The sequence below is a fragment of the Pseudomonas sp. NPDC089395 genome (assembly GCF_044749525.1).
Classification (GTDB): Bacteria; Pseudomonadota; Gammaproteobacteria; order Pseudomonadales; family Pseudomonadaceae; genus Aquipseudomonas.
The window spans coordinates 183,757-207,233 of the sequence record NZ_JBIVID010000004.1 but is presented as its reverse complement, the minus strand read 5'-3'; the positions used below and the strand labels follow the sequence as shown (position 1 = coordinate 207,233).

Genomic DNA, 23,477 nt, shown 5'->3' with positions numbered 1-23,477 from the left:
GGCGACCTTTGCGGGTCGCCTTTTTTGTTTGTGTTGCCTTTATCGGCCCTATCGCCGGCAAGCCGGCTCCCACAGGGTTCGGTGCGATCCTTGTGGGGCGATGAGGCCAGTGCAGACCAATCAGCGAGGCTTGCGATTGCTGATCAGGGTGCCCACACCGCTGTCGGTGAAGATCTCCAGCAGCACCGCATTCGGCACGCGGCCATCGATGATGTGCGAGCTGTTCACTCCGCCCTGGACCGCTTCCAGCGCGCACTTGATCTTCGGCAGCATGCCGCCGTAGATGGTGCCGTCGGCGATCAACTCGTTGACCTGTTCGGTGGTCAGGCCGGTGAGAACCTCACCCTGCTTGTCCATCAGGCCGGCGATGTTGGTCAGCAGGATCAGCTTCTCGGCTTTCAGTGCTTCGGCCACCTTGCCGGCCACCAGGTCGGCGTTGATGTTGTACGACTCACCGTTGGCGCCCACGCCGATCGGCGCGATCACCGGGATGAAGTCGCCTTTCACCAGCATGTTCAGCAGGTCGGTGTTGACGCTGACCACTTCGCCGACATGGCCGATGTCGATGATTTCCGGCTGGGTCATCTCCGGCGTCTGGCGGCTCACGGTGAGCTTGCGGGCGCGGATCAGCTCCGCGTCCTTGCCGGTCAGGCCGATGGCGCTGCCGCCGTGGCGGTTGATCAGGTTGACGATGTCCTTGTTGACCTGGCCACCGAGGACCATTTCAACCACGTCCATGGTCGCCGCGTCAGTCACGCGCATGCCGTCGATGAAGTGGCTTTCGATCGACAGGCGCTTGAGCAGGTCGCCAATCTGCGGTCCACCGCCGTGCACGACCACCGGGTTGATACCCACGGCCTTCATCAGCACGATGTCACGGGCAAAGCCGGTCTTGAGCTCCTCGCTCTCCATCGCGTTGCCGCCGTACTTGATCACCAGGGTCTTGCCGACAAAGCGGCGGATGTAAGGCAGTGCTTCGGACAAAACCTCGGCTACATGGGAAGCGGCATCGCGATCGAGGGTCATGCAGGGCTCCTGTCAGGAACAGATAGTCGGTCAGAACGGCAGTTGCAGCTCAGGGGCAACCCGCAGCAACTGGGCACGGAAAACATCCTTGATACGTTGCAACTCGGCGTCGTTTTCGGCCTCGAAGCGCAGTACCAGCACCGGGGTGGTGTTGGAGGCGCGGACCAGGCCCCAGCCGCGGGCATAGTCGACCCGCACACCGTCGATGGTGGTCAGGTTGGCTTCGCCCCAGTCGGCGTCGCGTTGCAGAGCATCAATGATGCTGAATTTACCCTCGTCGGTCACATCAATGTTGATTTCCGGCGTGGAAATATCGTCTGGGAACGCGGCGAACAGGCTTTCGGCGTCCTGCCCTGCCTTGCTGAGGATCTCCAGCAGGCGTGCGGCGCTGTAGATGCCGTCGTCGAAACCGTACCAGCGCTCCTTGATGAAGATATGCCCACTCATCTCGCCAGCCAGCAGCGAACCGGTCTGCTTCATCTTCTTCTTGATCAGCGAATGGCCGGTCTTCCACATCAGTGCGCGGCCACCGTGCTGTTCGATCAGCGGGGTCAGGCGGCGGGTGCACTTGACGTCGAAGATGATCTCGGCACCAGGGTTGCGCGACAGCACGTCCTGGGCGAACAGCATCAGCAGGCGGTCCGGGTAGACGATGTTGCCAGTGTTGGTCACCACGCCCACGCGGTCGCCGTCACCGTCGAAGGCCAGGCCGATGTCGGCACCGATTTCCTTGACCTTGGCGATCAGGTCTTCGAGGTTTTCCGGCTTGCCCGGGTCCGGGTGGTGGTTGGGGAAGTTGCCATCCACTTCGCAGAACAGCGGAATCACTTCGCAGCCCAGGGCTTCGATCAGTTGCGGTGCGATCACGCCCGCAGCACCGTTGCCGCAGTCCACCACCACCTTGAGCTTCTTGGCCAGCTTGACGTCGGCGACGATCTGCTGGAAGTAGCGCTCGAGGATCTCGACCTTCTGCACGCTGCCTTCAGCGCGGGTCAGGTCGTTGGTTTTCAGGCGGGTCAGCAGGGCCTGGATCTGTTCGTTGGCCAAGGTGTCGCCAGCGATGACGATCTTGAAGCCGTTGTAGTCCGACGGGTTGTGGCTGCCGGTGAGCATCACGCCGGACTTGCCGGCGAGCACGTTGGCGGCGAAGTACAGCGCCGGGGTCGGCACAAGGCCGACATCGCTGACGTGGCAGCCGGCGTCGACCAGGCCCTTGATCAGCTGCTCGACCAGCATCGGGCCGGACAGGCGGCCGTCGCGGCCAACCGAGATCTGCGGCTCGCCCTGGGCGAGGGTCTGGGCGCCGATGGCGCGGCCGATCCAGTACGCGGTTTCGGCGTGCAGGGTTTTGCCGACCACGCCGCGAATGTCATAGGCGCGGAAAATGCTGTCAGGCAGTGCGGGGACCAGTTGGGCCATATCGTTCATCTCTGGAAACTCCATAATCAAAGGCTTTCTGGGCTGGCGCAAACTGAACGCTTGGACGGTGGTTTCGTCAGAGAGTTCGCCATCCTTGGCCTGAACGTTCGTGAGCTGGTTCAGTGGCTGCCGGAATGGCCGAAGCCACCGGTGCCGCGCTGGCTCTCGTCGAATTGCTCGACGATGTCGAAATGCGCTTGTACCACAGGCACGAGAACAAGCTGCGCGATGCGCTCGCCGACGGCGATGGTGAACGGCGTGTTGCCGCGGTTCCAGCACGACACCATCAGCTCACCTTGGTAGTCCGAGTCGATCAGGCCGACCAGGTTGCCCAGCACGATGCCGTGCTTATGGCCCAGGCCGGAGCGCGGCAGGATCATCGCCGCCAGGCCTGGGTCGCCGATGTAGATCGACAGGCCGGTGGGGATCAGCAGGGTCTGGCCTGGCTCGAGGACAGTGTCCTCCTTGAGCAGGGCGCGCAGGTCCAGGCCGGCGGAGCCGGGGGTGGCGTACTGTGGCAGGGGGAATTCGGTGCCCAGGCGTGGGTCGAGGATCTTGGCTTGAAGAGCGTGCATGTAACTTATTGAACCTGATTGAGTCGTTCGGCGATGAAGGCGACCAGTTGCCGGGCGATCTTGCCCTTGCTGGTCTGCGCGAAGAGGGTCTGGTGCTGCTGGCGGTCGATCACGGTCAGGGCATTCTCCTCACTGTTGAAGCCGATGCTGGGGTTGGCCACATCATTGGCGACGATCAGGTCGAGGTTCTTGTCCTTGAGCTTGCGCGTGGCGTAATCGAGCAAGTGTTCGGTCTCGGCGGCGAAGCCGACGCTGAACGGGCGGTCGTCGCGGCCAGCGAGGGTGGCAAGGATATCGGGATTACGCACCATCTGCAGCAGCATGCCGTCGCCGGTCGTAGGATCCTTCTTCAGCTTTTGCGTGGCGACGACCTCTGGGCGGTAGTCCGCGACCGCTGCCGAGGCGATGAACAGGTCACACGGCATGGCGGCTTCACAGGCTGCGAGCATGTCCCGCGCGCTGACCACGTCGATCCGCGTGACCCGGTCGGGGGTCGGCAGGTGCACAGGGCCAGTGACGAGGGTCACCCGAGCCCCGGCTTCGGCGGCCGCTTCGGCTAGGGCGAAGCCCATCTTCCCGGAGCTATGATTGGTGATGTAGCGCACCGGATCGATGTTTTCCTGGGTCGGGCCGGCGGTAATCAGCACGTGCTTGCCGGTCAGCGCCTGGCGCTGGAAGCTTTCGGCGGCACACCAGGCCAGGTCGGTGGCTTCGAGCATGCGGCCCAGGCCCACGTCGCCACAGGCCTGGCTGCCGGAGGCCGGGCCGAATACCTGGATGCCACGGCTCTTGAGCAGTTCGAGGTTGGCCTGGGTGGCAGGGTCGCGCCACATGGCCTGGTTCATGGCGGGCGCCACGGCCACGGTGGCATCGGTGGCCAGCACCAGGGTGGTCAGCAGGTCGTCGGCCATGCCTTGGGCCATGCGCGCCATGAGGTCGGCGGTGGCGGGGGCGATGAGTACCAGGTCGGCCCACTTGGCCAGTTCGATATGACCCATGGCCGCTTCGGCGGCGGGGTCGAGCAGATCCATGTGCACCGGGTGGCCGGACAGCGCCTGCAGGGTCAGCGGGGTGATGAACTCAGCACCACCACGGGTCATTACGACGCGCACCTGCGCGCCGTGCTCCAGGAGTCGGCGAATCAGCTCGGCACTCTTGTAGGCGGCAATGCCACCCCCTACGCCGAGAACGATGCGCTTGCGATACAGCCGCTGCATAGGCTTGCCTTTTTCCAGTGAGAGCGGGCGGCGACGAAAACACTGCCTGCGGCAGAACGTCGCATGTACGAGGCGAAATAGATTAACACAGGGCCGAAACGTGCCGTAGTGGGGTCAAAGGAGCAAGCATGAATATCAGGGAATGGCCGGCCGATGAGCGGCCGCGAGAGAAGTTGCTGCTGCGCGGGGCGGCTGTGTTGTCGGATGCCGAACTGGTCGCCGTGTTGCTGGGCTCGGGGGTTGCCGGCCGCAACGTGCTGGACCTGGCGCGTGGATTACTGGTGCGTTTTGGTGGCCTCAGGCCGTTTCTGGAGGCTGATCGTGAAGCCGTCCTGCGCGAGCCTGGCTTGGGGCCGGTGAAGTACGCCCAGCTGCAGGCACTGCTGGAGATCGGCCGGCGTTACCTGGATGAGGGCATCGAGCGCACAGCGGCTCTGGAAAGCCCCGCGGCGGTGCGGCGTTATCTCAAGGCCATGCTGCGCCACGAGGCCAGCGAAGTATTCGGCTGCCTGTTTCTGGACAGCAAGCACCGACCGCTGGCTTTCGAGATCCTGTTCAGGGGGACGATCGACCGGGCCAGCATCTACCCGCGCGAAGTGGTGCGCCGTGCGTTGATGCATAACGCGGCGGCCCTGATTCTGTGCCACAACCACCCTTCGGGTAACAGCGAACCCAGCCAGGACGATGTGCACATGACGCTCTCATTGAAGCGGGGGTTGGGGCTGATCGATGTACGGGTGCTCGATCACATCATCGTCGGCGACGGTGAGCCCCTGTCGATGGTCGAGCAGGGGTGGATTGTGGCTTGAATGTGCTGTCAGTACTGGCCCTATCGCCGGCAAGCCGGCTCCCACAGGGGCTGCACAGGGTTCGAGGCCTGTGGGGGCTTCTGTGGGAGCCGGCTTGCCGGCGATAGGGCCGGGCCTGCAACGCGTGAATTCAGCGGGTCACAGAGACCTTGCTGAAATCCAACCGCCCAAACGGGCTCACCTGATACCCCTCGACCCCCTGCCGCAGCAAGGTCGCCGCCGTCGGATGCGCCAGCGGCACCCACAGCGCCTGCTGCTGGATCAAGGTCTGCGCCTGCTGGTACAAGCGGCTGCGCACGCTCTGGTCGTTGGTGGTGCGCCCGGCACTGATCAACTGGTCCAGCCGGTTGTCGCAGAACCGCGCGAAGTTGGTCCCCGACTTGACCGCCGCGCAGGAAAACTGCGGGCTGAGGAAGTTGTCCGGGTCGCCGTTGTCGCCGGCCCAGCCCATGAACAGCAGGTCATGCTCGCCGGCCTTGGCGCGGCGGATCAGTTCGCCCCACTCGATCACGCGAATCTCGGCCTTGATGCCGATCTTGCCCAGGTCGGCCTGGAGCATCTGTGCGCCAAGGCTCGGGTTGGGGTTGAGCAGGCTGCCCGAAGGGCGGGTCCAGATCGTGGTGCTGAAGCCCTCTGCCAGGCCGGCCTTGGCCAGCAGCGCCTTGGCCTTGTTCACGTCCAGCGGGTAGCCGGGCAGGTCCTTGGCGTAGCTCCAGGTGTTGGGCGGGTAGGGGCCATTGGCCGCGGTGGCGGTGTCTTCGAACACAGCCTTGAGGTAGGCCTGCTTGTCGAAGGCCAGGTTGATTGCCTGGCGCACCTCGGGTTTGTCCAGCGGCGGGTGTTCGCTGTTGATGGCGACGAAGGCGGTCATGAAGGCCGGGGTGCTGGCGACCTTGAGGTTGCTGTCCTTGCCGGCTTCGGCAATGTCCAGGGGCTTGGGCGACAGGGCCACCTGGCATTCACCACGCTTGATCTTTTGCAGACGCACGTTGGCATCGGGGGTAATGGCGAAGATCAGCGGGTCGGCCTCGGGCTTGCCGTCGAAGTAGTCGGGGTTGGCGCGGTAGCGCACCACGGCGTCCTTCTGGAAACGCTGGAAGACGAACGGGCCAGTGCCGATCGGTTGGCTGTTGAGCTTCTCCGGGGTGCCGGCCTTGAGCAGGTTGTCGGCGTACTCGGCGGAGTAGATCGAGGCGAAGCCCATGCTCAGGGTGGCCAGGAACGTGGCGTCGGCGTGGCTCAAGGTGAAGCGCACGCTGTTCGGCTCCGGCGCCTCGATCGATTTGATCAGGCTGCCCAGTTGCAGCGATTGGGCGTGTGGATAACCGCCCGGGGCCGTTTTGTGCCAAGCGTGGGCGGGGTAGAGCATGCGCTGGAAGCTGAACAGCACGTCGTCGGCATTCAGCTCGCGAGTCGGCTTGAAGTAGGGCGTGGTGTGGAATTTGACGCCCTCGCGCAGCTTGAAGTCGTAGACCACGCCGTCAGCCGACACTGTCCAGCTCTGTGCAAGGCTCGGAACCACCTTGCCCTGGGCTGCGTCGAACTCGACCAGGCGGTTCATCAGCACGTCGGCCGAGGCATTGGTAGTGGTCAGCGAGTTGTACTGGACCACATCGAAGCCCTCGGGGCTGGCTTCGCTGCAGACGCTCAGCGGTGCAGCCTGGGCGAGGCCGGCTGCAAGCAGAGAGGTGAACAATAAGGAAAGGGCGGCGGCACGCATCGTGACTCCTTGGCTGTCAGTGGCCCAACTGCCAGTGCAGTCTGGAAACGTCCTACCCTAGTGCGCACTGTAGGAAATGGCCACCCTCTTTTTCAGTGGATCGGCGACGAGCGGTCGACAGTTCGCCGGACTAGTCGCTATGCTGCTCGCGCGCCATTTGCAGCAAGCAGATGCTCATATTCTGTTGTTGTGGCGTAGTCTTTCTGGTATAAAGCAGCGCTCTTTTCTAGGGGCTCGGCCTGTCGCATCAGCGGATCCGGTCGATAAGACCTCCAGAATCACGGCGCCTGGCGCCAAAGACTGAGAGATTAAGCGGCCAACCCATGCCGGGTTGGGCATGTGGTTTTAGAGGGCTGAGTCATGTCGAGAGTCTGTCAAGTTACTGGTAAGGGTCCAGTAACCGGGAACAACATTTCCCACGCAAACAACAAAACCCGTCGTCGTTTCCTGCCGAACCTGCAGCACCACCGTTTCTGGGTTGAATCCGAGAACCGTTTCGTGCGTCTGCGCGTTTCTGCCAAGGGCATGCGTATCATCGACAAGCGCGGCATCGATGCCGTTCTGGTTGACATCCGTCGCGCTGGCGCCAAGGTCTAAGGAGAACATCATGCGTGAATTGATCCGTCTGGTTTCGAGTGCCGGTACCGGCCACTTCTACACCACCGACAAGAACAAGCGCACCACTCCGGACAAAATCGAGATCAAGAAATACGATCCGGTTGTTCGCAAGCACGTGGTGTACAAGGAAGCCAAGATCAAGTAATTGATCGGCGACCTGAAAAAACCCGCATCCGAAAGGAGGCGGGTTTTTTTTTGCCTGCGAGGGCCTCATCGCCGGCAAGCCACTCCCACAGGGACAGCACTGCCCTCAATAGGGGTTGTGGGAGCTGGCTTGCCAGCGATGAGCTTACTTCTGCTCGAACATCACATAGATCTTGCGGCAGGGTTCCAGCACTTCCCAGGTGCCCTTGAAGCCGGCCGGGATCACGAACCGATCACCGGCACGCAGGGTTTTCGCACCGCCATCCTGATCGCGCAGCACCGAAACACCCTGGACGATCTCGCAGTATTCGTGCTCGGTGTAGTTCACTGTCCACTGCCCGACCTCACCTTCCCACACGCCCGCGGCGAACTGGCCGCACGGGCTGGAATAGTGGTTGTAGACCGCTTGGTCCGGCTCGCCCTTGAGGATTTTCTCTGCCGCTGGGCGGTAGCGTTCGGCTTCGGTGAGGACCTGGGCGAAGTCGATGATGTTGGCGATATCCATGGTGCGGCTCCTGTTGTTGTTTAATAAAATGAACATCAGTAGGCTTTTGAGCCATTCGTGTCAAATATATTGATAGTTTACCCGGCCTGGTTTAGGGTATCGCTTGCCGGTGTGCGCGTGTCGCCCGGCCCGAATTCTGACAACGCCTGTGAGTCCTCAGTGCGGCGTTGCACCTAAACAAGAGGAGGAGTTTCGTATGACCACCCTGACTCGTGCAGACTGGGAACAACGTGCCCAGCAATTGAAGATCGAAGGGCGTGCCTTCATCAACGGCGAATACACCGACGCCGCATCCGGTGAGACCTTCGACTGCCTGAGCCCGGTCGACGGACGCTTCCTGGCCAAGGTCGCCAGCTGCGACGTGGCCGACGCCAACCGCGCCGTGGAAAACGCCCGTGCCACCTTCGATTCCGGTGTCTGGTCGCAACTGGCTCCGGCCAAGCGCAAAGCCAAGCTGATCCGTTTTGCCGACCTGCTGCGCAAGAACGTCGAAGAGCTGGCCCTGCTGGAAACCCTGGACATGGGCAAGCCGATCGGCGACTCGTCGACCATCGACGTGCCGGGCGCAGCCAATGCCATCCACTGGACCGCTGAAGCCATCGACAAGGTCTACGACGAAGTCGCCCCGACCCCGCACGACCAGCTCGGCCTGGTCACCCGCGAAGCGGTGGGTGTGGTCGGCGCTATCGTACCGTGGAACTTCCCGCTGCTGATGTCCTGCTGGAAACTCGGCCCGGCCCTGGCCACCGGTAACTCGGTGGTGCTCAAGCCGTCCGAAAAATCGCCGCTGACCGCCATCCGTATCGCCCAGCTGGCCATCGAAGCCGGTATCCCGGCGGGCGTGCTCAACGTGCTGCCAGGCTACGGCCACACCGTGGGCAAGGCCCTGGCCCTGCACATGGACGTCGATACCCTGGTGTTCACCGGTTCCACCAAGATCGCCAAGCAGCTGATGGTCTATGCGGGCGAGTCGAACATGAAGCGCATCTGGCTGGAAGCCGGCGGCAAGAGCCCGAACATCGTCTTCGCCGACGCCCCGGACCTGCAAGCTGCTGCAGAAGCGGCCGCCAGTGCCATCGCCTTCAACCAGGGCGAAGTCTGCACCGCCGGTTCCCGCCTGCTGGTCGAGCGTTCGATCAAGGACAAGTTCCTGCCCATGGTGATCGAGGCCCTCAAGGGCTGGAAGCCAGGCAACCCGCTGGATCCGCAGACCACTGTCGGCGCGCTGGTCGACACCCAGCAGATGAACACCGTGCTGTCGTACATCGACGCGGGTCACCAGGACGGCGCCAAGCTGGTGGCCGGTGGCAAGCGTACTTTGGAAGAGACTGGCGGTACCTACGTCGAGCCGACCATCTTCGACGGCGTGACCAACGCCATGAAGATCGCCCAGGAAGAAATCTTCGGCCCCGTGCTGTCGGTGATCGCCTTCGACACCGCTGAAGAAGCCATCGCCATTGCCAACGACACCCCGTATGGCCTGGCCGCTGGCATCTGGACTTCGGACATCTCCAAGGCCCACAAGACCGCCCGTGCCGTGCGCGCTGGCAGCGTCTGGGTCAACCAGTACGACGGTGGCGACATGACCGCGCCGTTCGGTGGCTTCAAGCAGTCGGGCAACGGCCGTGACAAGTCGCTGCATGCACTGGAGAAGTACACCGAGCTGAAAGCGACCTGGATCAAGCTGTAATCCAGAGGGGCCGCTTCGCGGCCCATTCGCGGGACAAGCCCGCTCCCACAGGTACCCCGCTGATTTCAAAACAGCGGGGTACCTGTGGGAGCGGGCTTGTCCCGCGAATGGGCCCCCGAAAATCCAACAGGGAGGTCACATGCGCTGGGGTACCTACTTCGCCGTACTGGCATCGGTGTTGAGCGTCGGGCTCGCGCTCGGCGTGAGCATGCCGCTGGTGTCCCTGCGCCTGGAGGCCTGGGGCTATGGCAGCTTCGCCATCGGGGTGATGGCTGCCATGCCGGCACTGGGCGTGCTCCTCGGTGCCAGCCTGGCCAGCCGCCTGGCCGGCTGGGTAGGTGTGCCCTCGGCGATGCGCCTGTGCCTGTGGGGCGGCGCCCTGTCGATCGGCCTGCTGGCATTGCTGCCGAGCTACCCCTTGTGGCTGGCGCTGCGCTTGCTGATCGGCATGTCGCTGACCGTGGTGTTCATCCTCGGTGAAAGCTGGATCAACCAACTGGTGGTCGAGCAGTGGCGCGGCCGCCTGGTGGCGCTGTATGGCAGCAGCTACGCCCTGAGCCAGCTGGCCGGGCCGCTGGTGCTGGGTTTTCTTGGCTCCGACGACGATTTCGGTTTCTGGGCCGCGACCGGCCTGTTGCTGTGCGCCCCCTTGGTGCTGCTCGGGCGCGGTGGTGCGCCTAGCACCGAGGCCTGCAGCGTGACCTTCAGCGACTTGTTCGCTTTCTGCCGACGCCTGCCGGTGATCGCCTGGGCGATTGCCTTGTTCGCGTCTTTCGAGGCGATGATTCTCACCTTGCTGCCGGTGTACTGCCTGCAGCAAGGCTTTACGACCGAAGTCGCCCTGTTCATGGTCAGTACCGTGGTGGTGGGTGATGCTGTGCTGCAATTGCCCATTGGCGCGCTGGCCGACCGCATGTCGCGGCGCAGCTTGTTCACCGGCTGTGCCGTGACCTTGCTGTGCTCCAGTTTGGCGATTCCGTTGCTGTTGCAAACGCCAGCGATCTGGCCGTTGTGGGTGCTGTTCGGGGCCAGCGCCGGTGGCTTGTTCACCTTGTCGCTGGTGTTGATCGGCGAACGCTACCGGGATGATGAACTGGTGCGCGCCAACGCCCATGTGGCGCAACTGTGGGGCATTGGCTGCTTGCTCGGGCCGTTGCTGGCAGGGGCGGGGAGCCAGTGGGTCAGCGGGCATGCGCTGCTGTGGCTGATGGCGGCGGGGGCGGCGGGGCTGGTGCTGCTGACTCGCCGGCGTGGGGCGTTCGAGCCGGCTTCTGCCTGAAGCCGGCGATGAGGCCCTCGACTACAACATTTTCTCCAACCCGACCGCCTTGCTGATCCAGGCATTGAACCGCCGCCACAGCCCGCCAGGCTCCGACGTCAGCATGTGCCGCTGGCCATTGTCCTCCGTCGCCCAGACCAGTTTGTCATTCACCAGTCTGACCTGATAACTCAGTGCCGGCGCCATACCCTGCATGGCCAGTTCGCGCGTGTATTCAGCCAGCTCCGGGCTGTCCACCAGCACGCCTACCTCGGTGTTCCACAGCACCGACCTGGGGTCGAAATTGAACGAGCCAATGAAGGTCTTGCGCCGGTCGAAGACGATTGCCTTGCTGTGCAGGCTCGAGTCCGAACTGCCGTGGAAGCTCATGCGCCCGGCACCGGGGTCACCCGGCTGGCGGCGCAGCTCGAACAGTTGCACGCCATGTTCCAGAAGCGCCCGGCGATAGGGTGCATACCCGCCATGCACCGCCGGCACATCGGTGGCTTCCAGCGAGTTGGTCAACAGCTTCACCGAGGTGCCTGCGTCGGCACGGCCCGTCAGGTACAGCAGCCCGGTCTCACCCGGCACGAAGTAGGCCGAAACCAGTATCAGTTCGCGGTGTACGGCGGTCAGGTCCGGTGCCAGCTGTTGGCTCATCAGCAATTGCGGATCCGGCTCGTCGTCTGCCAGCACCTTGCTGGGTGAATCCCACAGCGCCTGGCTGTGGGCCCAGATCAGCTCGTTGCGCCAGACATCCAGACGTGGCTGTGATTGATAGGCCATCAGGCGGTCATACAACGCCTTGCGTTGCACCCGCGCCTCGGCCAGCGACACTTCCAGGCGCTGGCGGCTGGCACGCAGGTCGGCAGCGTCCGGCAGACGCCAGAGGAAGTCGCCGATCGGCCGGCTCAGGGCGCTGTTCCAGTACTGGTCGAAACCGTGGCCCAGCTGCTCGGCCACGGGGCCCACGCCCAGCAGGTCGATGTCGGTGAAGTTGAGATTGGGTTCGGCATCGAAATACTCATCGCCCAGGTTGCGTCCGCCGACGATGGCCATGCTGTTGTCGACCAGGAACAGCTTGTTATGCATGCGCCGGTGTTGCAGCGACAGGTTGAACAAGCGACCCACGGCGCGCGTGGCGCCTGTGCTGCGCCCCAGTTGCAGCGGGTTGAACACGCGAATCTGGATGTTGGGGTGGGCGTCGAGGGTGCCCATGATGACGTCGAGGCCGTCGCTGGTGGTGTCATCGAGCAGGATGCGTACCCGCACGCCACGGTCGGCGGCACGCAGCAGCTCATGGACCAAGGCCCGAGTGCTCAGGCCGTCATGGACGATGTAGTACTGCAGGTCGATGCTCGCCTGAGCGTTGCGGATCAGCTCGGCGCGGGCACGGAATGCCTCGTTGCTGTTGGGCAGCAGACGGAAACCCGAGCGCCCGCCATAGGGCGCGGCCTGGCGCTGCACCGAGCGGCCGAACGCCGAATCGCTGGCAGGCAGTGCCTGGCTGACTTCGCGGGGCATGTCGATGCTGGCGCAGCCTGCAAGGCCGAGCAGCACCAGCAGCAGAGGCACGGCTTGCTGGAGTGTCAAGGGTGGATCGTCCTGTACAGCAAAGGCCTGAGGGGTTGGACCGTGGCGGGCGGCGCAAAGTTACGCCTGGCCGGTATCTTCATCCAGTAGACGAAGGGCGGCTTCACCTACCTTGCGCACGGCGGCTTCGATCTGCGGCGTCGGCCGCGAGGCGAAGTTCATGCGCAGGCAGTGTCGAAACTTGCCCGAGGCCGAAAAGATGCTGCCTACCGCGATCTGCACGCCCTGCTCCAGTAAAGCCCGATTCAGCCGCAGCGTGTCGAAATGTTCGGGCAATTCCACCCACAGCATGAACCCCCCTTGGGGCCGGCTGACGCGCGTGCCGGGCGGGAAATAACGAGTTACCCAGTCGCTCATCAGGTCACGCCCACGCTGATACTGGCTGCGCATGCGCCGCACGTGGGGATGGTAGTGGCCGCCGGCGATGAAGTCGGCGATGGCCAGTTGCGGCTGGCCAGCGGTGCTGCCGGTGCTGATGTACTTCATGTGCAGCACCCTCTCCAGGTAGCGGCCGGGCGCTACCCAGCCGATACGCAGGCCAGGCGCGAGTGTTTTCGAGAACGAGCTGCACAGCAGCACCCGGCCGTCTTCGTCTAAGGACTTGAGGGTGCGTGGGCGGGGGTAGGTGTAGGCCAGGTCGCCGTACACATCGTCTTCGAGAACCGCCACGTCGTAGCGCTGGGCAAGGCTCAGCAGGGCCTTCTTGCGGGCCTCGGGCATGATGTAGCCGAGTGGGTTGTTGCAGCTCGGGGTGACCTGGATGAGCTTGATCGGCCACTGTTCCAGGGCCAGTGCCAAGGCTTCGAGACTGATGCCGGTGATCGGGTCGGTGGGAATCTCCAGCGCCTTCATGCCCAGGCCCTTGAGGGTCTGCATGGCGCCGTGGAAGCTGGGTGAATCCACCGCAACGATGTCCCCCGGCTCGCAGACCGCGCGGATGCTGCACGACAATGCCTCGTGGCAGCCGGTGGTCACCACCAGGTCGCTCGGGTCCAGACGGCAGCCGGAATCCAGCATCAGGCGGGCGATCTGTTCGCGCAGGGCAAGGTTGCCGTGGATGTTGTCGTAGTACAGCCCTGGCATGTCCTGTCGGCGACTCAGTTGCGCCAGGCTGCGCAGCAAGGGCTTGAGGGTCGGGCTATCGACGTCGGGCATGCCGCGGCCGAGCTGGATCACTTCCGGGCGCGGGGTGCTGCGTACCAGTTCCAATACCTGTTCCCACTGGGAGATATCCACAGGGCGCTGGGCCGGTCGGCTGACGGCGGGAAGGGCAGGGAGCTGGCGGTGGTCGCTGACGAAATAGCCGGATTTTGGTCGCGGCGACACCATGCCGCTGTCTTCCAGCGTACGGTAGGCCTGCTGCACTGTGCTCAGGCTGACGCCATGTTCCACGCTCAGGGCGCGCACAGAAGGCAGGCGCTGGCCGGGGCGGTAAAGGCCCTGCTCGATGCGCGCACCGAGCAGTTCGGCGAGGTTGAGGTAAAGGGTCACGGCATACTCCTGGGCAATCGTGGGGCTTCGACCAGTACAGTTGCGCCGAAAATACAGCATTCAGCTGGCTCATCGCCAATTCTGTATGGGAATAATAAGGCGCTATTGGATCTGTATTGCCAGGGTTGCCGACGGGCATGCTTTCCCCACGGTATCAATTGAGTGGGAGAACGCAGCGATGGGTGGCATGAGCGATGTGCGCTTGCAACTGATGGCCGATGAGCTAGAAGCCGAGCAGCGGACCAAGGTTTTCAATGCACCAGCAGGGCTTGGCCGTTGGGGCTTGATGGTGCATCGCTGGAACACCCGCAAGGCCTTGCTGCAGCTGGACGATGGCCAGCTGCGCGATATTGGCCTGACCTGGGAGCAGGCCCGTGAAGAAGGGCGCAAGCCTTTCTGGAGGGATTGACCTATGTAGGAGCGGCCTTGTGTCGCGAAAGGGCCGCGAAGCGGCCCCCGAACGTTTGCAGCGCGTCAAATATTGCTGGGGCTGCTTTGCAGCCCTTTCGCGACACAAGGCCGCTCCTACACCAGCTCCTTGAGACGATGCCAGAGCATCCCCAACGCCAGCAGCGGCGAGCGCAAGTGCTTGCCGCCGGGGAAGGTGATGTGCGGCACCTTGGCGAACAGGTCGAAGCGCCCGCTCTGCTGGCCGCTGATCGCCTCGCCCAGCAGGCGCGCGGCCAGGTGGGTGGCATTGAGGCCGTGGCCCGAATAGGCCTGGGCGTAATAGACGTTGGGCTGGCTGGCCAGGCGGCCGACCTGCGGCAAGCGGTTGGCGCCGATGCCGATCATGCCGCCCCATTGGTATTCGATGCGAACGTCGGCCAGTTGCGGGAACACCTTGAGCATCTTCGGCCCCATGTAGGCGGCAATGTCCTGCGGGTCGCGGCCGGAATAGTGGCAGGCACCGCCGAACAGCAGGCGATGGTCGGCGGACAGGCGATAGTAGTCCAGGGCGACGCGCTGGTCGCACACCGCCATGTTCTGCGGCAGCAATTGGCGGGCGCGTTCTTCCCCGAGCGGTTCGGTGGCGATGATGTAGCTCCCGGCAGGCAGCACCTTGCCGCCCAGTTCGCGGTTGAGGTCGTTGTGGTAGGCGTTGCAGCACAGCACCAGGGTCTTGGCCCGCACGCTGCCCTGGGCTGTGTGGACCTTCACTTGCGGGCCATAGTCGATGCGGCTGACTTCCGATTGCTCGAACAGCCGCACACCGAGCCGACTGGCCAGGGCCGCTTCGCCGAGTGCCAGGTTGAGCGGGTGCAGGTGTCCGGAGCCCATGTCGATCAAACCGCCGACATAGCGGTCGGAGCCGACCACGCTGTGGATGTCGTCCTTCTGCACCAGGCGCAGTTCGTGGCGGTAGCCCAGGCCGCGCAGTTCTTCGGCATCCTCGGCAAAACCTTGCAGCTCACCGGGTTTGTTGGCCAGGTCGCAGTAACCCCAGGTCAGGTCGCAGGCGATGGCGTGACGCTCGACCCGTTCGCGGACGATTTCCACGGCTTCCAGGCCCATCAGCTTCAGGCTGCGCACGCCTTCTTCACCGATCACCGGGAGAAACTGCTCCAGGCCATGGCCGACACCACGGATCAACTGCCCGCCGTTGCGCCCGCTGGCGCCCCAGCCGAGTTTGCGCGCTTCCAGCAGGATGACCGAAAGGCCTCGCTCGGCCAGCTCGATGGCGGTATTCAGGCCTGAGTAGCCGCCGCCGACGATGCACACGTCGGCGCTCTGGGCGCCCTGCAGATAAGGATGATCGGGGTGTGGCGCGCTGCTGGCGGCGTAGTAGGAGGCGGCGTGCTGCGCGCTGTGGATCATTGGGCGGGTCCTGGGTATTGGGGCAGAAGGGGGAGGATAAGCTGGGGTTTTGTGGTGGGGCAACAGGCCTCATCGCCGGCAAGCCGGCTCCCACAGATCGTGTGGGAGCCGGCTTGCCGGCGAATGGGCCTATAATCCAGCCACATTCTTTGCCCTGTACCCCGCCATGTCCTGCAACCGCCACAAGATCCAGTTCCTGCGCGAACTCATCCCATCCTTCGAGTGCGAGCCCGGCTGCCACGACTGCTGCGGGCCGGTCACCACGTCGACTGAAGAAATGGCCCGCCTGCCGCGCAAAACCCAAGCCGAACAGGACGCTGCGCTGGATCACCTGGATTGCGTGCACCTGGGCCCCAATGGCTGCACGGTCTACGAAGAGCGCCCGATGATCTGCCGTCTGTTTGGTACCACACCCAGCATGGCCTGCCCCCGTGGCCGAGGCCCTGAGCAGATGCTCGAGCCGCAGGCCGAGCAACTCGTTCACCGGTTCATTGCCACGACCCGCCAGGTGCTGGTCTGACTTCAGTCCGGAATCGGCAGGCAAAGGCTTTCTTTCACTTCCTCCATCACGATGTAGCTCTTCGATTCGCGCACGTGCGGCAGCTTCAGCAGGATGTCGCCGAGCAGCTTGCGGTACGACGCCATCTCCGAAATACGCGCTTTCACCAGGTAGTCGAAGTCACCTGAAACCAGGTGGCATTCCAGTACATGGGGCAGCTTGAGCACCGCGCGGCGGAACTCCTCGAAGGTATCGCCCGACTTGTAGTCCAGGCTGATTTCCACGAACACCAGCAGGCTGCCCTTCAGGTGCTGCGGATTGAGCCGGGCGTTGTAGCCCATGATGATGCCTTCGCGCTCCAGGCGGCGTACGCGCTCGGTGCAAGGGGTGGTGGAAAGCCCAACTTTCTCGCCCAGTTCGGTGAAGGAAATGCGCCCGTCATTCTGCAGGATCCGCAGGATGTTGCGGTCGATCTTGTCCAGTTCACGCTTGCTCTGGTGCTGGGTTCTCATAGGGGATGCCCCTCCGTGAAAGGCGTTTTTGCCGAGAATTCTCGCCAAATATAGGCTTTTATATAGTGAATTGCACTGGCTTTGAATTCATATACTGCGCGCATCCATGCCATATCAACAAAATTTTGCGGTGCGCCGCGTGCGAGGGATGAAACGATGCGAGTTCTGGTACTTGGTAGCGGTGTAATCGGAACCGCCAGTGCCTATTATCTGGCCCGGCAAGGTTTCGAAGTGACCGTGGTCGACCGCCAGCCGGCGGTGGCCATGGAGACCAGTTTTGCCAACGCTGGCCAGATCTCGCCCGGCTATGCCTCGCCCTGGGCTGCCCCTGGCGTGCCGCTGAAGGCTATCAAGTGGCTGCTGGAGCGCCACGCCCCCCTGGCCATCAAGCTCACTGGCGATGTCGACCAGTACCTGTGGATGGCGCAGATGCTGCGCAACTGCACCGCCAGCCGTTACGCGGTGAACAAGGAGCGCATGGTGCGTCTGTCCGAGTACAGCCGCGACTGCCTCGACGAACTGCGCGCCGAAACCGGCATCGGCTACGAAAACCGTAGCCTCGGCACCACCCAGCTGTTCCGCACCCAGGCTCAATTGGATGCCGCGGCCAAGGACATCGCCGTGCTCGAACAGTCGGGCGTGCCTTACGAACTGCTCGACCGCGACGGCATTGCCCGCGTCGAACCTGCCCTGGCTGGCGTGAAAGACATTCTGGCCGGTGCCCTGCGCCTGCCCAACGACCAGACCGGCGACTGCCAGATGTTCACCACCAAGCTGGCCGAAATGGCCATCAAGCTGGGCGTCGAGTTCCGCTTCGGTCAGGACATCCAGCGCCTGGACTTCGCCGGCGACCGTATCAATGGCGTGTGGATCGACGGCAAGCTGGAAACCGCCGACCGCTACGTGCTGGCGCTGGGCAGCTACTCGCCGCAGATGCTCAAGCCGCTGGGCATCAAGGCGCCGGTGTATCCGCTCAAGGGTTACTCCCTGACCGTACCGATCACCAACGCCGACATGGCCCCGACGTCGACCATTCTCGACGAGACCTACAAGGTCGCCATCACCCGTTTCGACAACCGCATTCGTGTCGGCGGCATGGCTGAAATCGCCGGTTTTGACCTGTCGCTGAACCCGGCCCGGCGCGAAACGCTGGAGATGATCGTCAACGACCTTTATCCTCGCGGCGGCGACCTGAGCCAGGCCGACTTCTGGACCGGCCTGCGCCCGGCCACTCCGGACGGTACGCCGATCGTGGGTGCCACCGCGTTCCGCAACCTGTTCCTCAACACCGGTCACGGCACGCTGGGCTGGACCATGGCCTGTGGCTCCGGTCGCCTGCTAGCCGACCTGATTGCGCGCAAGAAGCCGCAGATCAGTGCCGAAGGCCTGGACATTTCCCGTTATGGCAACAGCCGGGAAGCGGCCAACCAGGGTCAGACCGCGCCTGTACATCAGCAGTAAGGCGTCTGTTCCGGCCCCATCGCTGGCAAGCCGGCTCCCACAAGTGTGAGAGCCGGCTTGCCGGCGATGAACCCAACACTGTTTTCAATCCGAACCACCATAAGGCTGCCGCCATGCGCCCCGCCCGTGCCCTGATCGACCTCCAAGCCCTCCGTCACAACTACCGTCTGGCCCGTGAACTGACCGGCGCCAAAGCCCTCGCCGTGATCAAGGCCGATGCCTACGGCCACGGTGCCGTGCGTTGCGCCCTGGCGCTGGAGGCCGAAGCCGACGGCTTTGCCGTGGCCTGCATCGAGGAAGCGCTGGAGCTGCGCGCAGCCGGCATCAAGGCCCCGGTGCTGTTGCTCGAAGGCTTTTTCGAAGCCAGCGAACTGGCACTGATTGCTGAGCATGACCTGTGGTGCGTCGTACATTCGCTGTGGCATCTCGAGGCCATCGAGAAAACCCAGGTGAGCAAGCCGCTCACGGTCTGGCTCAAGCTCGACAGCGGCATGCACCGGGTTGGCCTGCACCCCAAGGATTATCACGACGCCTACCAGCGCCTGCTGGCCAGCGGCAAGGTTTCGCGCATCGTGCTGATGAGCCACTTCGCCCGCGCCGATGAACTGGATGCCGACGCCACCGCCCAACAGATCGCCGTGTTCGATGCCGCCCGCCAAGGGCTGGCCGCTGAATGCAGCCTGCGCAACTCGCCCGGCGTGCTGGCCTGGCCGCAGGCCCCGAGCGATTGGGTGCGCCCCGGCATCATGCTGTATGGCGCCACGCCTTTCGAGGTCGAACAGGCCCAGGCCGAGCGCTTGCAGCCGGTCATGACCCTGCAATCGCGGGTGATCAGCGTGCGTGAACTGCCAGCGGGCGAACCGGTAGGCTATGGCGCCAAGTTCATCAGCCCGCGCCCGACCCGCGTGGGCGTGGTCGCCATGGGGTATGCCGACGGCTACCCGCGCCAGGCGCCCACCGGCACGCCAGTGATGGTTGCCGGCAAGCGCAGTCAGCTGATCGGCCGCGTCTCCATGGACATGCTGTGCATCGACCTGACCGATGTGCCCGAGGCAACCATCGGCAGCCCGGTCGAGCTGTGGGGCAAGCAGGTACTGGCCAGTGAGGTGGCCATGCACGCCGGCACCATTCCTTACCAGATCTTCTGCAACCTGAAGCGGGTGCCGCTGGACTATTACGGCGAATAAGGCGCCGAAGCGGACAGTGTGCGGGGCGGTGTGTTGTAAATACTGAACGGCATTGCCATGATATCGTTCACATCCACCCCGTCATCTCACCGTTTCAGGAGGCTCCAGCTTTGGACGTCGGCGAACGACTGCAAGCCATCCGCAAGCTCAAGGGCCTGTCCCAGCGTGAACTCGCCAAGCGTGCGGGTGTGACCAATAGCACCATCTCGATGATCGAGAAAAACAGCGTAAGCCCCTCGATCAGTTCGCTGCGAAAGGTGCTGAGCGGTATCCCCATGTCCATGGTCGAGTTCTTCTCGGTCGAGCTGGAACCTGAAAGCCCCACCCAGATCGTCTACAAGGCCCATGAGCTGATAGACATTTCGGACGGTGCGGTGACCATGAAGCTGGTGGGCAAATCGCACCCCAACCGGGCGATCGCATTTCTCACCGAGGTTTATCCCCCGGGTGCCGACACCGGTGCCGAAATGCTCACCCACGATGGCGAGGAAACCGGCATCCTGCTCGAAGGCCGGCTCGAACTGGTGGTGGGCAACGAGATCTTCATCCTCGAAGAGGGTGACAGCTACTACTTCGAAAGCACCCGCCCGCACCGCTTTCGCAACCCGTTCAACCAACCCGCACGGCTAATCAGCGCGGCCACGCCGTCGAATTTTTGATCCAGCGCAGTGCATTGTTTCGGCAATACCCCTTTCCCGAGTGGGGTCGTTTCACGGCCTCCAGGTTGCCGCTATACTTTTCAACGCTCGCATTACCGTGGCCGCGGGCATGATTAGCCACCATGAGGGTGTTCGCGTGAACCAAATCAAGAAGATGCTGGCCGTACCAGCAGCCGTACTCGCCCTTTGGGCACTGGGCGCAACCGCAGCGACCAACGATGACATTGCCAAACGCCTGGAGCCGGTTGGCCAGGTGTGCGTCCAGGGGCAGGAGTGCAAGGGCATGGAAGTGGCCGCCGCGGCGAGTGGGGGCGGAGCCAAGACGCCGGATGAAGTCATCGCCAAGCATTGCAATGCTTGCCATGGCAGCGGCCTGCTGGGCGCGCCGAAGATTGGCGACACGGCGGCGTGGAAAGAACGTGCCGATCACCAGGGCGGGCTCGATGGCATCCTGGCCAAGGCCATTACCGGGATCAATGCCATGCCGCCGAAGGGCACCTGTGCGGATTGCTCGGATGACGACCTGAAAGCGGCGATCAAGAAAATGTCCGGGCTGTGAGTCACAGCTGAATACCACAGGGCCCGCCTTTTTTGGCGGGCTTTGTTTTTGTGTCGCCCGTACCGGCCCTATCGCCGGCTTGCCGGCGTTAAGGCCGGGACAGGCAACAAACCAGCCCCGCCATGTGTCCAACCCCTGAACCCGCGCAAGACTCAGGAGGCCCCGATGCATCTCTGTTCCATCGATCAGGCAGTCGAGCAAGTCCTGTCGCGCCTTCCAGCCCATATCCACATGGGCCTGCCGCTGGGCCTGGGCAAACCCAACGCCTTCGTCAACGCCCTCTACGCCCGGATACGCGAACTGCCCGAGCGCGAGCTGACGATCTACACCGCCCTCAGCCTCGGCCGCCCGCCGCTGGGCAACGGCCTGCAACGGCGCTTCCTCCAGCCCTTCGTCGAACGCGTGTTCGCCGACTACGAAGAACTCGACTACCTCGCTGACCTGCGCAACGACAACCTGCCACCGAACATCCGCGTCGAGCAGTTCTTCATGCAGCCCGGCAGCCTGCTGCACAGCGAATCCGCGCAGCAGGACTACGTCAGCAGCAACTACAGCCACGCAGCCCGCGACATCAATGCCAAGGGCCTCAACCTGGTTGCCCAGCTGGTCGCCGCTACGCCGGAAAAGCCCGTTCACCTGAGCCTGGCGTGCAACCCCGATATCACCCTCGACCTGCAGCCCATGATCGCCAAGCGCCGGGCTGCCGGTGAAACCATTCTCATGCTCGGCCAGGTTCACACCGAGCTGCCCTACATGCCCGGCGACGCGGAACTGCCGATCGACGCGTTCGACCTGCTGATCGATGAAGCGGAGCAGCGGCGCCTGTTCTCTACTCCGAACATGCCGGTCACCACTCAGGACCATTGCATCGGCCTGCATGCCAGTACCCTGGTGCGCGACGGTGGCACCCTGCAGATCGGCATTGGTGCCATGGGCGATGCCGTCGCCGCCGCGCTGCTGGCGCGTCACGCAGACAACGCGGGTTACCGCGCATTGCTGGACGACTTGGAGGTAGCCCCGTGGCAGGCATTGATTGCCCGTGAAGGCGGGCTGGAGCCCTTCGTCCAGGGCCTGTACGGCTGCAGCGAAATGTTCGTCAACGGTCTGCTGGCGCTGGCCGAAGCCGGCGTGGTGCGACGCCCGGCGGACGAGCAGGGCGTGCTGGTGCACGGCGGTTTCTTCCTCGGCCCGCAGGCGTTTTACCAGCGCCTGCGCGACATGTCGCTGGAGCAGCGGGCACAGTTCATGATGACGCGCATCAGCTTCATCAACGAGCTGTACGGGCAGGAAGAACTCAAGCGCCGTCAGCGCCGCGATGCCCGTTTCATCAACACGGTGTTCGGCATGACCCTGCTTGGCGCAGGGGTGGCCGATCAGCTCGAAGATGGGCGTGTGCTCAGTGGTGTGGGCGGGCAGTACAACTTCGTCGCCCAGGGGCACGCGTTGGAGGGCGGGCGTTCGATCCTGCTGCTGCGCAGCTGGCGGGAGGCCGGTGGCGAGATGAGTTCCAACCTGTTCTGGCAGTACGGCCACTGCACTATTCCCCGGCACCTGCGCGATATCGTGGTGACCGAGTACGGCATCGCTGACCTGCGCGGGCAGACTGACAGCGAGGTGATTGCGCGGTTGCTGGCGGTCAGTGACTCACGTTTTCAGAGTGAGTTGATCGAGCAGGCCAAGAAGGCCGGCAAGCTGGCCAGAGACTTTGAGCTGGATGGGCGATTCACTGACAACACGCCTGAGCGGTTGGAAGCCATTCGGGCACGGCATGCACGGTTGTTCCCGGAATACCCGCTGGGGACGGATTTCACGGCAGAAGAGCGGGATCTGTTGCGGGCGCTGAACTGGTTGAAGAGCAAGTTCAAGCTGAGCGAGGTGCTGGAGCTGGGCAAGGCAGCCCTGGATGCGCCGGGGCCTGAAGGGTATCTGGCACAGCTGGCACGGATGCAGCTGGATGACCCGAAGGGCTTGAAGGAGGAGCTTTACCAGCGGTTGCTGCTTGCTGGATTGGCGGCGACCCGGTAAGAAAGTGGAGCCCCATTCGCGGGACAAGCCCGCTCCCACAGGAGCCATGGATATCCTGTGGGAGCGGGCTTGTCCCGCGAAGCAGGCGCCGCGGTTACTCGTTGAAAGTGACCACGCCACCTTCCAGCGACTTCACCCGGGCCAGCGATTCAACGCGGTAGCCCTGGCTGTCCAGCTCGGCACGGCCGCCCTGGAACGACTTTTCGATGACGATACCCAGGCCGGCCACGGTGGCGCCGGCCTGCTTGATGATCGAGATCAGCGCTTGCGACGCCTTGCCATTGGCCAGGAAGTCGTCGATCACCAGCACGCGGTCGCTGCTGTTGAGGTGACGCGGCGAGATGGCCACGGTGTTCTCGGTCTGCTTGGTGAAGGAATACACCGTGGCAGTCAGCAGGTTCTCGGTCAGGGTCAGCGACTGGTGCTTGCGCGCGAAGATCACCGGTACGCCCAGCTTCAGGCCGGTCATCACTGCCGGGGCGATGCCCGAAGCTTCGATGGTGACAATCTTGGTCACGCCGGCGTCGGCGAACAGGCGGGCGAATTCGTCACCGATCAGCTGCATCAGCGCCGGGTCGATCTGGTGGTTGAGAAACGCGTCGACTTTGAGAACCTGATCGGAAAGCACGATGCCTTCTTCGCGAATCTTCTGCTGCAGTGCTTCCACTGTTGTTTCCTCGATGTAGCAAAGG

22 protein-coding genes and 1 pseudogene are annotated in these 23,477 nt (G+C 63.5%); 12 read left to right on the top strand and 11 right to left on the bottom strand.

From position 1 onward, the window contains the following. Window positions 1-120 precede the first annotated feature (120 nt). From argB to coaBC, 4 genes and pseudogenes are all read right to left on the bottom strand, one after another. A complete protein-coding gene (gene argB, locus ACIPZG_RS11700; protein ID WP_008091578.1) occupies window positions 121-1,026 on the bottom strand; it encodes an acetylglutamate kinase in 906 nt (301 codons plus the stop codon). 30 nt (window positions 1,027-1,056) lie between these two features. Continuing rightward, window positions 1,057-2,433 (bottom strand): annotated as a pseudogene (locus ACIPZG_RS11695) (phosphomannomutase/phosphoglucomutase); the annotation flags it as partial. A 131-nt stretch (window positions 2,434-2,564) separates the two neighbouring features. After that, window positions 2,565-3,020 (bottom strand): dUTP diphosphatase, encoded by a 456-nt coding sequence (gene dut, locus ACIPZG_RS11690; RefSeq protein WP_008091574.1) that lies wholly within the window; start codon window positions 3,018-3,020, stop codon window positions 2,565-2,567. 5 nt (window positions 3,021-3,025) lie between these two features. Further along, window positions 3,026-4,237, bottom strand: coding sequence for a bifunctional phosphopantothenoylcysteine decarboxylase/phosphopantothenate--cysteine ligase CoaBC (gene coaBC / locus ACIPZG_RS11685; protein WP_008091572.1), 1,212 nt, complete (start codon window positions 4,235-4,237; stop codon window positions 3,026-3,028). A gap of 128 nt (window positions 4,238-4,365) precedes the next feature. Between coaBC and radC the strand changes: the two genes are divergently transcribed. Further along, window positions 4,366-5,046 (top strand): DNA repair protein RadC, encoded by a 681-nt coding sequence (gene radC, locus ACIPZG_RS11680; protein ID WP_400713674.1) that lies wholly within the window; start codon window positions 4,366-4,368, stop codon window positions 5,044-5,046. 130 nt (window positions 5,047-5,176) lie between these two features. Here the strand turns inward: radC and ACIPZG_RS11675 are convergent, their stop codons facing one another. Beyond that, window positions 5,177-6,766 (bottom strand): ABC transporter substrate-binding protein, encoded by a 1,590-nt coding sequence (locus ACIPZG_RS11675; RefSeq protein ID WP_400713671.1) that lies wholly within the window; start codon window positions 6,764-6,766, stop codon window positions 5,177-5,179. Window positions 6,767-7,126: 360 nt separating this feature from the next. Between ACIPZG_RS11675 and rpmB the strand changes: the two genes are divergently transcribed. Both rpmB and rpmG read left to right on the top strand, forming a co-directional pair. Further along, window positions 7,127-7,363 (top strand): 50S ribosomal protein L28, encoded by a 237-nt coding sequence (gene rpmB, locus ACIPZG_RS11670; protein ID WP_008091535.1) that lies wholly within the window; start codon window positions 7,127-7,129, stop codon window positions 7,361-7,363. A gap of 10 nt (window positions 7,364-7,373) precedes the next feature. Next, window positions 7,374-7,529, top strand: a complete 156-nt coding sequence (gene rpmG, locus ACIPZG_RS11665; protein WP_003253507.1) for a 50S ribosomal protein L33 — start codon at window positions 7,374-7,376, stop codon at window positions 7,527-7,529. Window positions 7,530-7,673: 144 nt separating this feature from the next. Here the strand turns inward: rpmG and ACIPZG_RS11660 are convergent, their stop codons facing one another. Next, window positions 7,674-8,033, bottom strand: coding sequence for a cupin domain-containing protein (locus tag ACIPZG_RS11660; RefSeq protein ID WP_008091526.1), 360 nt, complete (start codon window positions 8,031-8,033; stop codon window positions 7,674-7,676). 196 nt (window positions 8,034-8,229) lie between these two features. Between ACIPZG_RS11660 and ACIPZG_RS11655 the strand changes: the two genes are divergently transcribed. Beyond that, window positions 8,230-9,723: an aldehyde dehydrogenase gene (locus ACIPZG_RS11655; protein ID WP_400638689.1), complete on the top strand. Its 1,494-nt coding sequence runs from the start codon at window positions 8,230-8,232 to the stop codon at window positions 9,721-9,723. A 139-nt stretch (window positions 9,724-9,862) separates the two neighbouring features. Further along, window positions 9,863-11,002: an MFS transporter gene (locus tag ACIPZG_RS11650; RefSeq protein ID WP_400638690.1), complete on the top strand. Its 1,140-nt coding sequence runs from the start codon at window positions 9,863-9,865 to the stop codon at window positions 11,000-11,002. 21 nt (window positions 11,003-11,023) lie between these two features. Here ACIPZG_RS11650 and ACIPZG_RS11645 read toward each other — a convergent pair whose 3' ends face one another. Beyond that, window positions 11,024-12,574, bottom strand: coding sequence for a phospholipase D family protein (locus tag ACIPZG_RS11645; RefSeq protein WP_400713668.1), 1,551 nt, complete (start codon window positions 12,572-12,574; stop codon window positions 11,024-11,026). A gap of 60 nt (window positions 12,575-12,634) precedes the next feature. Further along, complete coding sequence (locus ACIPZG_RS11640) at window positions 12,635-14,065, bottom strand: PLP-dependent aminotransferase family protein (protein WP_400713665.1); 1,431 nt, start codon at window positions 14,063-14,065, stop codon at window positions 12,635-12,637. 178 nt (window positions 14,066-14,243) lie between these two features. Between ACIPZG_RS11640 and ACIPZG_RS11635 the strand changes: the two genes are divergently transcribed. Beyond that, entirely contained in the window at window positions 14,244-14,474 is a 231-nt protein-coding gene (locus ACIPZG_RS11635) for a DUF1127 domain-containing protein (protein ID WP_400713663.1), read from the top strand. 116 nt (window positions 14,475-14,590) lie between these two features. Here the strand turns inward: ACIPZG_RS11635 and ACIPZG_RS11630 are convergent, their stop codons facing one another. Beyond that, window positions 14,591-15,883 carry an NAD(P)/FAD-dependent oxidoreductase gene (locus ACIPZG_RS11630; RefSeq protein ID WP_400713660.1) on the bottom strand — a complete coding sequence of 431 codons (1,293 nt, stop codon included), beginning with the start codon at window positions 15,881-15,883 and terminating at the stop codon, window positions 14,591-14,593. Window positions 15,884-16,049: 166 nt separating this feature from the next. Between ACIPZG_RS11630 and ACIPZG_RS11625 the strand changes: the two genes are divergently transcribed. Further along, window positions 16,050-16,403 carry a YkgJ family cysteine cluster protein gene (locus ACIPZG_RS11625; protein WP_400713657.1) on the top strand — a complete coding sequence of 118 codons (354 nt, stop codon included), beginning with the start codon at window positions 16,050-16,052 and terminating at the stop codon, window positions 16,401-16,403. Between the two features lie 2 nt (window positions 16,404-16,405). On the opposite strand, the gene dadR is transcribed toward ACIPZG_RS11625, so the two are convergent. Further along, the gene (gene dadR, locus ACIPZG_RS11620) at window positions 16,406-16,894 is read right to left on the bottom strand and encodes a transcriptional regulator DadR (protein ID WP_003258963.1); all 489 of its coding nucleotides are present in this window, start codon (window positions 16,892-16,894) and stop codon (window positions 16,406-16,408) included. 156 nt (window positions 16,895-17,050) lie between these two features. On the opposite strand from dadR, the gene dadA reads away from it, so the two are divergent. The 5 genes from dadA to ACIPZG_RS11595 all read left to right on the top strand — a co-directional run bounded on the left by dadA (window position 17,051) and on the right by ACIPZG_RS11595 (window position 22,785). Further along, window positions 17,051-18,355 carry a D-amino acid dehydrogenase gene (gene dadA / locus ACIPZG_RS11615; RefSeq protein ID WP_400713654.1) on the top strand — a complete coding sequence of 435 codons (1,305 nt, stop codon included), beginning with the start codon at window positions 17,051-17,053 and terminating at the stop codon, window positions 18,353-18,355. Window positions 18,356-18,468: 113 nt separating this feature from the next. Then, window positions 18,469-19,542, top strand: coding sequence for an alanine racemase (alr, locus tag ACIPZG_RS11610; protein WP_400713651.1), 1,074 nt, complete (start codon window positions 18,469-18,471; stop codon window positions 19,540-19,542). 110 nt (window positions 19,543-19,652) lie between these two features. After that, a complete protein-coding gene (locus tag ACIPZG_RS11605; protein ID WP_016489803.1) occupies window positions 19,653-20,201 on the top strand; it encodes a cupin domain-containing protein in 549 nt (182 codons plus the stop codon). Between the two features lie 154 nt (window positions 20,202-20,355). After that, entirely contained in the window at window positions 20,356-20,760 is a 405-nt protein-coding gene (locus ACIPZG_RS11600) for a cytochrome c5 family protein (RefSeq protein WP_043274129.1), read from the top strand. A gap of 165 nt (window positions 20,761-20,925) precedes the next feature. Beyond that, window positions 20,926-22,785 carry an acetyl-CoA hydrolase/transferase C-terminal domain-containing protein gene (locus tag ACIPZG_RS11595; RefSeq protein WP_400713648.1) on the top strand — a complete coding sequence of 620 codons (1,860 nt, stop codon included), beginning with the start codon at window positions 20,926-20,928 and terminating at the stop codon, window positions 22,783-22,785. A 94-nt stretch (window positions 22,786-22,879) separates the two neighbouring features. Here ACIPZG_RS11595 and ACIPZG_RS11590 read toward each other — a convergent pair whose 3' ends face one another. After that, window positions 22,880-23,452: a xanthine phosphoribosyltransferase gene (locus ACIPZG_RS11590; protein ID WP_400713645.1), complete on the bottom strand. Its 573-nt coding sequence runs from the start codon at window positions 23,450-23,452 to the stop codon at window positions 22,880-22,882. Between the last annotated feature and the right edge of the window lie 25 nt (window positions 23,453-23,477).